Annotated in this window: 13 protein-coding genes; 9 read left to right on the plus strand and 4 right to left on the minus strand. The window is 45.8% G+C overall.

All coding sequences use genetic code 11. From position 1 onward, the window contains the following. Positions 1-10 precede the first annotated feature (10 nt). Entirely contained in the window at positions 11-1696 is a 1686-nt protein-coding gene (treC, locus tag ACXAGL_RS05665; RefSeq protein ID WP_474990297.1) for an alpha,alpha-phosphotrehalase, read from the minus strand. 23 nt (positions 1697-1719) lie between these two features. Further along, positions 1720-3129, minus strand: a complete 1410-nt coding sequence (treP, locus tag ACXAGL_RS05670) for a PTS system trehalose-specific EIIBC component (RefSeq protein ID WP_474969876.1) — start codon at positions 3127-3129, stop codon at positions 1720-1722. 313 nt (positions 3130-3442) lie between these two features. Here treP and ACXAGL_RS05675 point away from each other — a divergent pair, with 313 nt between their 5' ends. The 4 genes from ACXAGL_RS05675 to trhO all read left to right on the plus strand — a co-directional run bounded on the left by ACXAGL_RS05675 (position 3443) and on the right by trhO (position 7746). Continuing rightward, the gene (locus ACXAGL_RS05675; RefSeq protein ID WP_474970800.1) at positions 3443-4672 is read left to right on the plus strand and encodes an MFS transporter; all 1230 of its coding nucleotides are present in this window, start codon (positions 3443-3445) and stop codon (positions 4670-4672) included. Between the two features lie 49 nt (positions 4673-4721). Continuing rightward, positions 4722-5270 carry a cysteine hydrolase family protein gene (locus ACXAGL_RS05680; protein WP_474969878.1) on the plus strand — a complete coding sequence of 183 codons (549 nt, stop codon included), beginning with the start codon at positions 4722-4724 and terminating at the stop codon, positions 5268-5270. Positions 5271-5351: 81 nt separating this feature from the next. Next, on the plus strand, positions 5352-6716 hold the full coding sequence (locus ACXAGL_RS05685; RefSeq protein WP_474990299.1) for an MFS transporter: 1365 nt from the start codon (positions 5352-5354) through the stop codon (positions 6714-6716). 88 nt (positions 6717-6804) lie between these two features. Continuing rightward, entirely contained in the window at positions 6805-7746 is a 942-nt protein-coding gene (trhO, locus tag ACXAGL_RS05690) for an oxygen-dependent tRNA uridine(34) hydroxylase TrhO (protein WP_474969880.1), read from the plus strand. A gap of 66 nt (positions 7747-7812) precedes the next feature. On the opposite strand, the gene thiD is transcribed toward trhO, so the two are convergent. Then, positions 7813-8616: a bifunctional hydroxymethylpyrimidine kinase/phosphomethylpyrimidine kinase gene (thiD, locus tag ACXAGL_RS05695; protein WP_027956670.1), complete on the minus strand. Its 804-nt coding sequence runs from the start codon at positions 8614-8616 to the stop codon at positions 7813-7815. A gap of 110 nt (positions 8617-8726) precedes the next feature. Between thiD and ACXAGL_RS05700 the strand changes: the two genes are divergently transcribed. The 4 genes from ACXAGL_RS05700 to ACXAGL_RS05715 all read left to right on the plus strand — a co-directional run bounded on the left by ACXAGL_RS05700 (position 8727) and on the right by ACXAGL_RS05715 (position 12137). After that, positions 8727-9050, plus strand: coding sequence for an MGMT family protein (locus ACXAGL_RS05700; protein ID WP_474990301.1), 324 nt, complete (start codon positions 8727-8729; stop codon positions 9048-9050). A 29-nt stretch (positions 9051-9079) separates the two neighbouring features. After that, positions 9080-10030, plus strand: a complete 951-nt coding sequence (locus ACXAGL_RS05705; protein ID WP_474969882.1) for a PD-(D/E)XK nuclease family protein — start codon at positions 9080-9082, stop codon at positions 10028-10030. 60 nt (positions 10031-10090) lie between these two features. Then, complete coding sequence (locus ACXAGL_RS05710) at positions 10091-10726, plus strand: SDR family oxidoreductase (RefSeq protein WP_474969883.1); 636 nt, start codon at positions 10091-10093, stop codon at positions 10724-10726. A gap of 145 nt (positions 10727-10871) precedes the next feature. Beyond that, the gene (locus ACXAGL_RS05715) at positions 10872-12137 is read left to right on the plus strand and encodes a transcriptional regulator (protein ID WP_474990303.1); all 1266 of its coding nucleotides are present in this window, start codon (positions 10872-10874) and stop codon (positions 12135-12137) included. Between the two features lie 536 nt (positions 12138-12673). On the opposite strand, the gene ACXAGL_RS05720 is transcribed toward ACXAGL_RS05715, so the two are convergent. Further along, positions 12674-13546 carry a 5'-3' exonuclease gene (locus ACXAGL_RS05720; protein WP_474990305.1) on the minus strand — a complete coding sequence of 291 codons (873 nt, stop codon included), beginning with the start codon at positions 13544-13546 and terminating at the stop codon, positions 12674-12676. A gap of 173 nt (positions 13547-13719) precedes the next feature. On the opposite strand from ACXAGL_RS05720, the gene adh reads away from it, so the two are divergent. Continuing rightward, positions 13720-15240 carry an aldehyde dehydrogenase gene (gene adh, locus ACXAGL_RS05725; RefSeq protein WP_474969886.1) on the plus strand — a complete coding sequence of 507 codons (1521 nt, stop codon included), beginning with the start codon at positions 13720-13722 and terminating at the stop codon, positions 15238-15240. Positions 15241-15271: the final 31 nt, after the last annotated feature.

The following is a 15271-nucleotide window of genomic DNA, read 5'->3' on the forward strand; positions in this document are numbered from 1 at the left end:
CTCTTCCATTTTACCTGCCTGGGAGATGATAAACCACAGATTCATAAGGGCGGAGAGAGATTTCTTTTCTGATTGATGGTTCGTCCTCATAGTTGCTGATCAACACGTCCATCTCTTCCTGACTGTCTATGGATGATGGCAGCTGGAACGTCGCAGCTTCTCCGTAAAAGTTATTGATAACCAGCAGCTTTTCTCCATTCCACTCCCGAAGATAAGCGAACACCTGTGGATGTTCCGGCGTAAGAAGCTGGTAATTCCCGAACGTAATGATATCGTGGGACTTCCTCAACTGAATCAGCCTGCGGTAATGATGAAAAATGGAGTTTTCCTTATTCATGACCTTTTCAGCATTGATGGTTTTGTAGTTATCTGCAGGCTCAATCCACGGCGTTCCATCTGTAAACCCGGCATTCGAGTTATCATTCCACTGGACAGGTGTCCGTGAATTATCTCTCGATTTCTGCTTTAGAACAGCAAGGATCTGATCTTCATCGAACCCTTTTCCTTTAAATTCTTCATACATGTTCAGGGATTCCACATCCCTGTATTGATCGATATGGTTGAATTTAGGATTGGTCATTCCAAACTCTTCTCCCTGATAAATATAAGGCGTGCCCTGCATCATATGAATGACAGTCGCAAGCATTTTCCCGGATTCCTCCGGATAGTTCACGTCATCTCCAAATCTTGAGAGGACGCGCGGCTGGTCGTGGTTGCACCAGAATAGAGCGTTCCACCCGCCGCCTTCATTCATTTCCTTCTGCCATTTCGATAAGATGGCTTTCAAATCATGAAAATCAAAGTCGGCTACGGTCCATTTGTCTCCACCCGGATAGTCCACCTTCAAATGATGGAAGTTAAAGGTCATGCTGAGCTCCTTGCGTTCAGGAGCCGTATATTTGATGCAGTGGTCAATCGTAGTTGATGACATTTCCCCAACCGTCATCAAATCATAAGGCTGGAAAACTTCCCGGTTCATTTCCTGCATGAATTCATGGACCCTTGGACCATCCGTGTAAAATTTACGGCCGTCCCCCGGAGCTTTAGAGCCATCATCATCAGGAAATTCCTGGTCCTTGGATATCAAGTTAATGACATCCAGGCGGAAACCGTCGACACCTTTCTCTCCCCAGAACCGCATCATTTCATAAATATCCCCGCGCACCTGTTCATTTTCCCAATTCAGATCTGCCTGAGTAATATCGAAAAGGTGAAGGTAATATTGACCGGACGTTTCATCATAGGCCCAGGCACTCCCCCCAAACTTGGATTTCCAATTGGAAGGCGCACCACCGTTTACAGGGTCCTTCCAAATGTAATAATCCCTGTACGGACTTTCCTTGGACTGAAGAGCTTCCTGAAACCATTGATGTTCGGTCGACGTATGGTTCACAACAATATCCATGATCAGCTTCATGTCGCGTTTGTGCGTTTCATCAAGCAGTCGTTCAAAGTCTTCCATTGTTCCGTATTCATCATGAATATCGTAATAATCACTGATGTCATACCCATTATCATTCTGAGGGGATTTATACATCGGAGTCAGCCAGAGAACATCCACTCCAAGTTCATTCAGATAATCCAGTTTCTCAATGATCCCCTGGATATCTCCGACTCCATTGCCCGTTGTATCGTTAAAGCTTTTCGGATAGATCTGATAGACAACCGCTTTTTTCCACCAGGGCTGTTCATTCATGACCTCACCACCATTTCATAGTTTTATACGTCTTTTTTACGTTTTGCATAGAGATACGTTCCTACTAGAGGGAGCACGATGACGATAGCCATCCCTATCATGAAATCCAGCCAATAATCGCTGACGATGGAGAAAATCCCCGGCACACCGCCGACTCCAATCGAATTAGCCAGCACCCCTTGAGCTGAGATATACAGTCCGGCAATGGCGGATGAACTGACCGCTATAATGAATGGATATTTGAAGCGCAGGTTCACACCGAATAAGGCAGGCTCTGTAACCCCAAGCCATGCTGAAACTCCTGACGATACACCAAGCCCCTTCAGTTTTTCATCCTTCGATGCAAGCCAGATCGCAAACGCCGCTGATCCCTGGGCAATGTTAGACAAGGCAAGCATCGGCCATAGGAATGTCGTGCCTGTAGAACCGACAAGCTGGATATCTACAGCCAGGAACGTATGGTGCATCCCTGTTATGACGAGCACGCCGTACAAGCCGCCGTAAATCAGCCCGCCAAGCCAGGAGAACGTATCAAATACAGCTACAAGTCCATCTGTAATCCCGTTTCCAATCGCAAATGTAATCGGCCCAATGATAATGAAGGTTAAAAAGCCTGTGACAAGTAAAGCAATCGGCCCAACGAAAAGCAGTTGTATGCTGTCCGGAATCCGCTTGCGCAGGAACAATTCAATCTTCGTAAGCAGATAAGCTGCAGCCAGGACTGGAAGCACCTGACCCTGATAGCCGATTTTCTCGACCGTCATACCAAATAAATTCCACGTAGGAACGGACCCTTCGGAAACAGCTTCCCCATAGGACCAAGCATTCAATAAGTCCGGGTGAACGAGAACGAGTCCAATAACAATCCCTAAAATCGGACTGCCTCCAAATTTCTTGACAGCGGACCACCCGATCAATCCAGGCAGGAACACGAATGCCGTATTGGCGATAATAATAATCATGTTCGCAATATCAGACCACTGAGGATACACATCAATCAAAGACTGATTATCAAAGAAAATATCGGGTGCTGTAAGCAGATTGTTGATACCCAAAAGCAGACCAGCGGTTACGATGGCCGGCAGAATCGGAATGAAAATATCAGCCAATGTTTTTATGGCTCGTTGGAGCGGATTCATTTTTTCACTTGACGCTTGTTTCACTTCTTCTTTTGTAGACTCACCAATACCGGCCAGTGCTACAAATTCCTTATACACTTTATCAACTGTTCCCTGGCCTACGACAACCTGGAACTGGCCATTCGTAGAAAAAGAACCTTTGACGGCTTCAATCTGATTCAGTTTCTCCTGATCGACAATCCCCTCATCATGCAGGGCCAGCCGCAGCCGAGTGACACAGTGCGTGGCAGCCGACAGGTTTTCCTTTCCACCAATGGCTTCTAAAATTTCTTCGGCCTGTTTTTTGTGATTCATATCCTTACCTCCAGATGTTATTTTTTCTTCCCAAACAACGAGGTTCATCTACGGGTATCCAAGCGCTATTCTTAAACGCTTTCAACAACCATCAAAATAAACTTGTATATACATGATATGACTTTATTATAATTTGTATATACAAGTTATGCAACCGTTAACATTAATCATTTATAAATGGACTTTCTTTCCTTCATGAAGAAAAACGAAAAAAGCCCAAAACATCGTTATTATATGAGCAGATTGTTTTTTCATCCCTATCTGTTATGGTATATATTTAGGGTGTCGAAATAAATAGGAAGAAGGGATAAGCATGCAGACCAGCACAGCAGAAGCCCGGAAAAATGTGTGGGTGATGTGGTTTGCAAATTTCTTTATTGCAGGAAGCATCACGATGGTTCTTCCTTTTTTGTCGTTGTACATTGAAACATTCGGAAATTTCTCAGATGCCTACGTTCAGACATGGTCCGGATGGGTATTCGGCGTCACATTTGTCACTGCTTTTATATTTTCACCGATATGGGGGAAGGTTGGAGACCGATATGGACGGAAGAAAATTCTCGTCATGTCTGCGCTCGGACTAGCCTTATCGGTCTTCTTTATGGGGCATGCCACATCCGTTTGGCAGCTCTTTTTCCTGCGTTTATTTATGGGCGTATTCACCGGGTTTATTCCCATGTCCCAGGCCCTTATCTCTACGCAGACACCTAAGGAGACAGCCGGACGTGTACTGGGAACGCTTCAGACCGGGAGTATTACCGGCAGCCTCCTCGGACCGCTGCTCGGGGGATGGATTGCCGATGCCATTGGTTACGCCGCTACATTCCAATACGTTTCCTTTACCGTAGCCCTTTCAGCCATCATCGTCTATTTCGGGGTACGTGAGCAGAAAGTGAAAAAGGAAAGCGCCGATGAGAAAACCAGCTATAACACGAGAGAAGTGCTCAGCCATATTGTTCACCACCCACTATTACTAATGGTTATGGTGGTGTCCTTATTTGTCCAGATTGCCCACTTCAGTATTCAACCGATCCTTTCCTTGTTTGTCGGGGAACTCCACGGCCCGGAAAACCTCGCCTTGTTTTCCGGAATTGCATTTTCCGCTGCCGGACTGGGTAATTTAATGATGGCTAGAAAATGGGGAAAAATCGCAGACCGGATCGGTTATATAAAGATTCTCATCTTCCTTCTGGTTATGGCAGGTGTCGTATACCTGCCGGCCGCTTTCGTTACGAACATATGGGAGCTTGTTCTATTAAGGTTCCTTCTCGGTGTTTCCATCGGAGGCATTATTCCTGTTCGAACTGCTTACATTAGACAGCAAGCCCCTGTAGCTATGCAGGGAGAAGTCCTTGGCTACAACACCAGTCTCCGTTTCCTAGGAAACATCATCGGCCCCGCCATGGGCGGTATGGTTGCAGGTGCATATGGATTTTCGATGGTCTTTTTCGTGACCAGTGGATTGCTTCTTCTTTCCGGTGGCATGCTGTTTTTGGTCCTTCACAAACGTAAACCCGTTTTCAATCACGCATCCAGCCACTAACAGATTTTATCTGTTAATATAGGTGTAAAGACATTCCGGGAGGGATTCGATGAACCGTGCACTACTAGTCATTGATTACACGAACGATTTTGTGGCGGATGAGGGGGCGTTGACCTGTGGAAAAGCAGCTCAGGCGCTCGACCCATTCCTTACCAAGTTGAGCAGGGATTTTGTTGAGCAGGGGCAGATGCTTGTTTACGGGGTCGATGTTCATGAGCAAGACGATCCTTATCATCCGGAAACGAAGCTGTTCCCCCCTCACAATATAAGAGGATCAGAGGGCAGACATCTGTATGGGAAAACCGGGGAGGTCTATTCCACCTATGCCGACCGCTCTTCGGTCCTATACATCGATAAGACCCGTTACAGTGCTTTCGCCGGAACCAACCTCGATCTGAAATTACGCGAACGGGGCGTTACTGACCTTCATCTTACAGGGGTATGTACAGACATCTGTGTGCTTCATACAGCAGTGGACGCTTACAATCTCGGATATTCCCTTACGATTTATAAGGAAGGGACCGCCAGCTTCAATGAAAGTGGTCATGCATGGGCACTGGCCCATTTTGAAACCGTGCTTGGTGCCAAGGTTATCTAACAGGCGCAGCTTTCGTTTCCCGTTGGGGAATCGGAAGCTTTTCTTATGGCCCGGCATTACAGAACCAAAAGGAAGGGAGTGATGAGGTTGTCACCATCACCAGAACCATCTATGAAATATTTTAAAACCGTGTTTATATTAAGTGCTGCTGTTCTCATTGTTGTCATGAATACAACGATGTTTAACATAGCACTCCCGAGCATTCTGCGGGAGTTTTCACTCGAACCTTCCGAAGGAGCCTGGATTGTTTCCGGTTATTCCATTGTCCTGGCTGTCTTTACGATCACCTACACGCGGCTAACGGATTATATCCCTATCCGTCATCTGTTGACGATCGGGATCACCATTTTCAGTTTATCTTCCATTCTGGGATTCTTTGCAGATTCCTACCTATGGCTGCTGACCGCCCGTCTTTTACAGGCGTCAGGGGCCGCTGCTATCCCAGGCTTGTCCATGGTATTCGCCGGAAGGTATATTCCGCCGGCACGCCGGGGAAGTGCTTATGCATTAATCGCTTCCTCCTCTTCCCTCGGTTTTGGTCTCGGGCCTGTTGCCGGCGGGTTTATTACGGACTACGTCGATTGGAATTTCTTATTTGTTGTCACCGTTATGGTTCTATTCATCGTTCCTCTCCTTTACAGGGTCATGCCGGCTGAAACAACGAAACGTGGAAGCTTTGATGTGTGGGGCGCTGTATGGTCTGGAGGTACGGCTACCTTTTTCCTTTTATACTTTTCCACCTTTACGCCGTGGTATTTAGCAGGGGGCATTCTGGCCGCCCTGTTATTATGGAGAAGAATCAATCATACAGATGTACCGTTCATTCAACCTGAGATTTTAAAGAATGCTCAGTACCGGAAAATCTTATATATGAGTTTTCTCGGTTTCACGCTTCACTTTGCTGTTCTATTCCTGATGCCGATTATGCTTGAACAGGTGTATGGAAAAGGAGCGGCAGCCATCGGCCTGATTATTTTCCCGGGAGCCATGCTTTCAGCTGTGGCTGCGGTGTATATCGGCCGTCTCATTGACAGCTACGGAAACATCAGAATCCTATTATTGTCACAGGTGTTATTAATGATCGCCGCCTTTATCTTTTACATGTTCTCCGGGCTCAGCCCCTATCTCATTATGGCCGGGTATATGTTTACAAGCTTTGGATTCTCCAGCTTGTCGTCTAGCTCAACAAACGAGGTATCCCATATCCTGCCCAATGAACAGATCGGGGCCGGAATCGGGCTTAAACAACAGATCCAGTTTATCGGCAGTGCGTCCGGGTCTGTCCTTGCGGGGATTCTCCTGGATTTCAGGCAGCAGCCGTACACGGTGTCTGACTTCTCCCTTCCATTCGGCATATTGATTGTTCTTATGGCTCTGTCCATTCTGACACTGGCGCTTTATACAAGAAAGACGGAAGTTCCAAACGTTCAAAAAACTGACATTTGAATTTTACCGCAGAATCGAATATGATGGAGAATGGAAAAATTTTAATTAACCCAAACTGATATAGATAGAACAATAGGAGGAATCACTTATGAGCTCAAAAGATTATCGAGTTCTGCTGTATTATAAGTATGTTGACCTTCCTGATTACGAAGAGTATTGCCAAAACCACCTGAAATTCTGTAAGGATCTCGGGCTGAAAGGACGAATCATTGTTTCTCATGAAGGAATCAATGGAACCGTCTCAGGTACAGTAGAACAGGTCGAGGAATATATGAACTACGTCCGCTCCGATGAGCGCTTCGCAGACATCCACTTCAAAATGGATGAGCATGAAGGCCACGCATTTAAGAAAATGCACTGCCGTGTGAAGCCCGAACTTGTCAACTGGAGCCTCGAAGAAGATGATATCGATCCTAAAACCTTCGGAGGTAAGCACCTGAAGCCGAAGGAATTCAACGAAATGTTGAAAGATGAAGATACGATCGTCATTGACGGCAGAAACGAATATGAATACCGGATCGGCCATTTCCGTAACGCTATTCAGCCGGACGTCAACCACTCCCGCGAATTCCCTGAATGGATTGCTGAAAATGCAGACCAGTGGAAGGGCAAGAAAGTCCTGACTTACTGCACGGGAGGCATCCGCTGTGAAAAGTTGACCGGTATTCTTAAGAAAAACGGTGTTGAGGATGTGTACCAGCTTGAAGGTGGAATCACCACGTACAGCAAGGACCCGGAAGTGAAAGGTGAGTTGTTTGATGGAAAGATGTACGTCTTTGATGAGCGTATCTCTATTCCCGTCAACCACGTAGAAGAAAAGGTCATCGCTGAATGTGAGCACTGTGGAAAAGCGGAAGACCGCATGATCAACTGCAGCAATCCCGTCTGCAACCGCCAGTATGTCTGCTGCGAAGCTTGTGAAGAAGAGCATCACGCAGCCTGCACAGCTGAATGTAAAGAGCACCCGGAAAACCGCTGGGATGCTGTTCAGAAAAAGCAGATTGATAAATACGACCGTATTCACGGTTAAACAAAAAGGCTTGTCCCCTGCTTGGGGACAAGCCTTTTATCATTCCGCACTCCATCAGGTCCGGGCTTATCCTTTAAGCCGGTGGGCAGCATGATAAGTGGAACCGATGCCGCGGTCAAAGGATAACGCATGCTGAATGGCTGTCGTAACGAAAGACTTAGCCCGCCGGACAGAGTCCTCCACACTGTTCCCTTTAGCCAGTTCAGCGGTGATGGCTGCAGAATACGTACAACCCGCTCCACTTGTATGGATTGTCTGGACACGTTCCGATTCCAGTTCCATCATTCCGCTTCCATCATAGAGCATGTCAACGGCTGGATAATCCTTCAACGCTCCCCCTTTAATCAATACATACTCTGGACCAAGGTGATACAGATCACGCGCCGCTGCCTTCATATCTTCCGGGGTTTCCGGAACCGGAACACCAAGCATATGGGCCGCTTCCTGAAGATTGGGCGTGATGATTTTCGCTAATGGCAGCAGTTCGTTCATAAGTGTCTCAACAGCCTCATCCTTCAGCAGCTGTGAACCCATTTTCCCGACCATCACAGGGTCCACCACTACATTCTCCACCTGGGACTCCTCAATGATTTCAGCCGTCCGCTTAATGATTTCTTCCGTAAACAGCATCCCTGTTTTTAATGCATCCACGCCTACATGCTCAAGTGATGCGTATATTTGAGCTTCGATAGACACAAGCGGCTGTGTAAAAATCCCCTGCTCTGTTTTTCTATTATTTGCAACAAGAGCTGTTACAGCGCTCATTCCGTAAACATCAAATTCTTGAAATGTCTTCAAGTCCGCCTGAATGCCTGCACTTCCCTGTGAGGCCGAACCAGCGATACTCAAGACTCTTGGTATTTGTCCCATCATGGACCTCCTCTTTCTTCTCTGTTCATAAATTGTAACAAAAACAAAAGGTCCAAAGCTATCCAGTCCCCTTTTCTATCCTGTAGAATAAAGGCAAAGGAGACGTGAAGATGAAACCGTTCACCGAAAGGACCATAACCATCATTAAGCAGATCCCCGTAGGACACATTATGACCTATGGACAGGTAGCTCGTACGGCCGGTAACCCACGCGCAGCCCGACAGGTTTCCCGTATCCTTCACAGTATGAGCTCCACCTACCACCTCCCATGGCACCGTGTAGTGAATGCCCAGGGGCGGATCGCTTTTCAGGATGAAGAAAAAGCGGCTGTCCAGCGGAATCTTTTAGAGGATGAAGGCATTTTGGTGCTTCATAATAAAGTGTCGTTGGAAACCTATCAATACGTGAATCATGAACCTTATGAATCCATATAGCTGAATGTGTGAAAAAAGGATGTTTTTCTATGTTTGAAATCAAACCATATCCCGAGTTGTCCTGGTCTCTTTCGCGGCATAAGACCATGCTGACCTGTTCCAGGAAATACGCCTATGATTACTATGTTTCCCATAATGGATGGCTGCGTCAGGCTGATTCGCTGGCCCGACAGGCGTATCGTTTAAAGAAGATCACCAATCTGGAAATGCTGTTCGGAAGCATTGTCCACGATTTGATTTATCAAACCCTGCAAAAAGTGCGCAGGGATGAGCCCCTGCCGGGCGAGAATCATCTTTTGGATGACATCCGCCACCATCTGAACCGTGGTTTTGTTGAATCCACAAAAAAAGAACATTTGTGGATGAACAGACCGAAACACTACACCATGCTTCATGAAATATACTACAGCCAGTCCAATACCCTGCCGGCAGCCAAGGTGGAGAAAATTACAGGAAGGCTGAAGCATGTAGTGAAACACTTTTTTAACAGCCGGACATTCAAGGATGTTCAGAATAAAGAATCAATGGAATTCATCGATTCGGAAACCTTTCGTTTCATGAAAGCGGACGGTGTGAAGATTTTTGTTGTGATGGACCTTGTCTACAAAGATGTCACAAGAAATAAATGGATCATCGTAGACTGGAAAACCGGAAAGTCCTCCGAAGAAGACCGCAGTCAGCTTTCTCTCTACGCCCTGTACCTGCTTCAAAAGTACGAAATTCCATCTTTGGACGACATCATTATCCGAAACGAATATCTCCTTGATGGAACACATGTGGAGCACCAGTTGGACGATCAGGATCTGATCAATGTCCAGCACCTCTATCAAATCAGTATGGAGCAGATGAAGCTGTACCTGGCCGATCCGGATAAAAATGAGCCCCTCCCCCTTCAGCAGTTTCCGATGCAGAGCAATCCTTCCATCTGTTCACGGTGCAATTATCAGGAACTCTGCTTCCCTTCCAATTCGAATGTTTGAGAAAGATGAGAAAAGGCTAAACAATTAGCAGAAGACATTCTAGAAGGAGCTGTATACGACATGAAAGTACTTGTAGCAGGAGCAAACGGACATACCGGACGTCTATTAGTAGAATATTTAAAAGCTGACGGCCATGAGCCTTACGGCCTGATTCGTAAAGAAGAACAAAAAGCAGCGGTCGAGAAGCTTGGTGGAACACCAGTCCTTGCCGATGTAACCAAGAGTGATGTAGGGTATGCGGTTAAAGGAATGGATGCGGTTATTTTCGCAGCCGGTTCAGGATCCAGTACCGGTGCTGACCAGACAGAAGCTGTCGACCGTGATGGCGCGATCAACCTCGTCAAAGCAACCGAAAACCTCGGCATTAAGAAATTCATTATGCTGAGCAGTATGGCCGCAGGTGAACCGGAACGCGGCCCTGAAGAACTGAAGCATTACATGAAAATGAAGGGCGAAGCGGATGATTATCTTGCATCCACGGAGCTTGACTATACCATCGTCCGTCCCGGCGGTCTGACCAATGAATCCGGCACGAGCAAAATCCAGGTCGGTGAAAAAGTAGACGCTGGAACGATTTCCAGAGAAGATGTTGCGAAAACAATGATTGCCTGCCTTCAAGAACAGAACTGCTATCACAAGACATTTGAAATGATTTCCGGTAACCAGCAGATTGAAGAGGCATTAAAAACATTATAATCGCAAAAAACCAGGCCGCGCGCCTGGTTTTTTTATACATAAGCAATAGGCATAGGCACAAAGTCACTTCATAGGACAAAAGTATTGAAAAATATAATTCTCTGCTATAATGTTAACAACTGATGCGTTAAAGGAGTAGTGAATTATGAAAGGCTCATTAATCAAACAACATCGGAAATATAAAAGTATGACTTTAGAAGCACTTGCATCAGGTATCTGTTCAGTTTCTTACCTAAGTAAGATAGAGCACGACACAATTAATGCCAGCGAAGAGATATACCGACTGCTCGGAGAACGTTTAAACATTAAGCTGACTAACATAAATGAAGAATTTGACGAAAATATACACGATGAACTTCTTGAATGGCATGGAGTGATTCAACGAAGAGATACGCTCTTAATGGAAGAGTACTATGAAAAATGCCGTCAGTTTATGGAAAGTAATCAAAATACTGAACTGACAAATCTTTTTACAATTATTCATGCAAGACATAAATTAAAAATGAACGAAGGTCCCCTTGCTCCATCAGATGTAGACGAAATTAATCGTATCCTTCCATACTCAACGAAGGAATACCAGTTTTTTTATCATAAAACAATCGGCATCCATTACCTGTTGGACAACCACCAATTGAAAAAAGCTTTAAACCACTTCCATCAAACTAAAAAACTTTTGCAAAAGCTTCCATATGAAGACAGTGAAACCTTCTTCCACCTTGCTCTTACTTATTCACAGACGAGAGCAGCCGTTGAATCCAATTACTTCGCACAAATTGCTCTAGAAGGTTATATTAAAGAATTTGACTATGAAAGAATTGTCGATACGTATATGATCATTGCTTTGAATTACCGTGCTTTAGATATCTATGATATTGCAGAAGAATATTTCGTTAAGCTCCTGAAAATTTCAAAATATCATTTAGAACCTCTTGAAAAGAGAAGGATCTTTCATAACCTAGGCTATATATATGCCAATCAAGAAAAGTATTCAGAGGCATTAGATCATATAAAGAAAGCTGCAGAAATTGAAACAGACGAAATTCACTTTCAAATCAGCACGTTTTATCTGTTGGCTTCCATCCATTACTACGCCGGAAAACTAGATGAAGCATGGGAGTACTTACGTGAAGGAGAGGCAGCAGCTGAAGAGCACCAATCCCAATTTTTTCAATACAAGTTTTATGTGTTAAAAAACACTATAATGGAAACTACCCATGACAATGACTTCATGAAAACACTAGAAGACAAAATTGTTCCTTTTGCAAGAGAAAATAATGAGTATGGGGATTACAAAAATTATTGTGAAATGCTCGGCAACCTCTATTACGAAAAACGCATGTACAAAAAAGCCGCCATGTACTACAAAGAAGCCAACCACTACAGAGAAACCCAAAAAAAAGATTTACTATAAAAAAAGGAGAAAGCATCCGCTTCCTCCTCAGCTTGTAGAGAAACCCCTGTTTCTTTACGAGCTTTTTTCTTTCTTACCGCCAGGAGCGAAAGGGGCACCGCTCCTTGAGAGTTCTTTAACATCGACAAAGACTCTCCTTCTCCCAGCTCACCTTTGCTGGATGGAGGAGAGTCTTTTTTATATTCAGGCAGCCGTCATCAGCGCCTGTTCTTTTTCTTTTCCACGCAAGTGCGCACCAGCGCAGCCCATGTCGTTCTTTTGAATCTGCGAATCTGCTCAGGGCACACACTCTCTCCTCTATATTCTAACGTCGGCACGAGGAGCGTTCGGTGGTGAGGCCTGCGGGAACAGCGCGAGCCGAAGATCCAATTGGTCAAATGGTTTTCTTGACCAATTTAGCTGAGGCCGTGCCCGCGGCAAGCATCCACCGATAAGCGGAACGTGTCCCCTCAACACGACATGCGGAGAACTCTGCCTGGATAACCCGGATTCTTCTACAGCCTGAGGAGAAAGCATCCGCTTCCGCCTTTTCCTTTTTACATCCCGGTAATGTTTTTCTTCCAGTTCTTAAATTCCAGCTCATCGAATTTAGCTCCCATTTTCTCCTCATCGATGTAAAACAGCGCCTCATCAAGAGAACAGTCAACCTCTGCTTCACAATGAATCGCAGCAAGCTTCCTTGATAAATGAAGCATCTCCAGGTTCTCTTCTATTTTCGAGCGCTGCCCTTTCGTCAGTTCCTCGATATTTTCAAGGATGCCTTCAATAGTTCCATACTTCAGAAGAAGTTTCAGGGCTGTTTTTTCACCAATCCCTTTCACCCCTGGATAGTTATCACTCGTATCCCCCATTAAGGCCTTCAAATCAATCATCTGAGAAGGTGTGATGCCTTTTTCCTCATAAAAGCTGTCTTCATGATACTCGGCATAGTTTCCATATCCCTTCTTCAATAGGACGACATTCACATTCGGTTTCAAAAGCTGGAGGAGATCCTGATCTCCTGTCAGCAGGAAAACCTGGGAATCCTCACTATACACCCGGCTGAGCGTCCCCATACAGTCATCCGCTTCATACCCGATCCGCCCAACATTCGGGATATCCAAGGCGGCGACGGTTTCTTTAGCCAGTTCAAATTGGGGAATCAGCTCAACAGGCGGCTCCCCCCGATTCGCTTTATAATCCGGATATAAATCGTTCCGGAAGGTTTTACTTCCCATATCCCAGCAGCAGATGACGTGGGTAGGCTGATAGGTGTCCAAAGCGGTGAATAAATGCTTCATCATCCCATAGACAGCATTCGTCGGTGTGCCTTTGCTGTTGATCATATAATAATTACTCATAGCCGTGGCGTAAAAAGCGCGGAATAATAGTGCCATGCCATCGACAAGCAGTACTCGGTTGGTCGTCATACATAAGCTCCTTTTTCACTAGATACTCTTATTATAACAAGAATGTCCAAAGCATCGAGCGCTTTTTTTCAGTTTTGTTTTCTGTAAATTGACAATTTTCCATCTTAATGGTAGTTTCAAAATGAAGGATAATGTAAACGCTTGCAAAATTATTTTAATAGGAGGATGGATCTATGGTTTATGCTTTTCCAAACACAGAAGGGTCGGACGTTCAGTTTAAGGAGCGCTATGATAATTTCATTGGCGGGGAATGGACAGCACCCATTAAGGGGCAGTACTTTGAAAATGTGACTCCTGTAACCGGCAGAACCTTCTGTCAGGTCGCACGATCCACAGAAGAGGATATTGAACTGGCTTTGGATGCGGCTCATAAAGCAAAAGATTCCTGGGGCACAACATCCGTCACGGAACGATCGCTGATTCTCAACCGGATTGCAGACCGGATGGAGGAAAACGCTGAAAAGCTTGCCATCGCTGAAACATGGGAAAACGGAAAAGCCGTACGCGAAACCTTGAATGCAGACATCCCTCTTGCTGTAGACCACTTCCGATATTTCGCTTCTGTCATTCGATCAGAGGAAGGAAGCATCGGGGAAATCGATCAGGATACGGTCGCCTACCATTTTAAAGAACCACTGGGCGTTGTCGGTCAGATCATCCCTTGGAACTTCCCGCTTTTAATGGGTGTTTGGAAAATCGCCCCTGCTCTGGCTGCAGGAAATACGGTCGTTCTGAAGCCGGCCGAGCAGACACCCGCATCCATCCTTTATTTCATGGAAATGGTGCAGGACCTTCTTCCTGCAGGCGTCTTGAATATCGTGAACGGCTTCGGTCTGGAAGCTGGTAAGCCTCTGGCGCAGAGTCCCCGCATCAACAAGGTGGCCTTCACTGGAGAAACGACGACAGGCCGTATGATTATGCAGTACGCTTCTCAAAATATCATTCCTGTCACGCTTGAACTTGGTGGTAAATCACCAAACATAATCTTTGAAGATGTCATGCGCGAAGATGACGATTTCCTTGATAAAACGATCGAAGGCATGGTCATGTTCGCCTTGAACCAGGGTGAAGTCTGCACGTGTCCATCCCGTGCCCTTATCCAGGAGTCCATCTATGATGAATTCATGGAGCGTGCGATAAAGCGGGTGAAAGAAATCAAAACCGGAAACCCATTGGACCCTGAAGTGATGATGGGTGCCCAGGCTTCTTCTGAACAGCTGGAAAAAATCCTGTCCTATCTGGAAATCGGTAAGGATGAAGGTGCCGAGTGCCTGACCGGTGGAGCACGCAATCAGCTGGACGGCGACTTTAAGGACGGCTATTATGTCCAGCCTACAGTTTTTAAAGGGAACAACAGCATGCGTATTTTCCAAGAGGAAATCTTCGGACCCGTCTTGTCTGTGACCACATTCAAAGACCATGACGAAGCTATGAAAATCGCCAATGATACCCTTTACGGTCTCGGAGCTGGTGTATGGACGCGGGATATGAATACCGCCTACCGTTTCGGCCGCGGCATTGAAGCCGGACGTGTGTGGACAAACTGCTACCATGCCTATCCTGCTCATGCAGCCTTCGGTGGATACAAAATGTCCGGCGTCGGCCGTGAGAATCATAAAATGATGCTCGATCACTATCAGCAGACGAAAAATATGCTTGTCAGCTACAGTCCGAAAAAGCTTGGGTTCTTTTGATCCCCCTCAGCTTCCTAAAAGAAAGGAGACC

It is taken from the genome of Halobacillus sp. ABA4_118 (assembly GCF_056160205.1).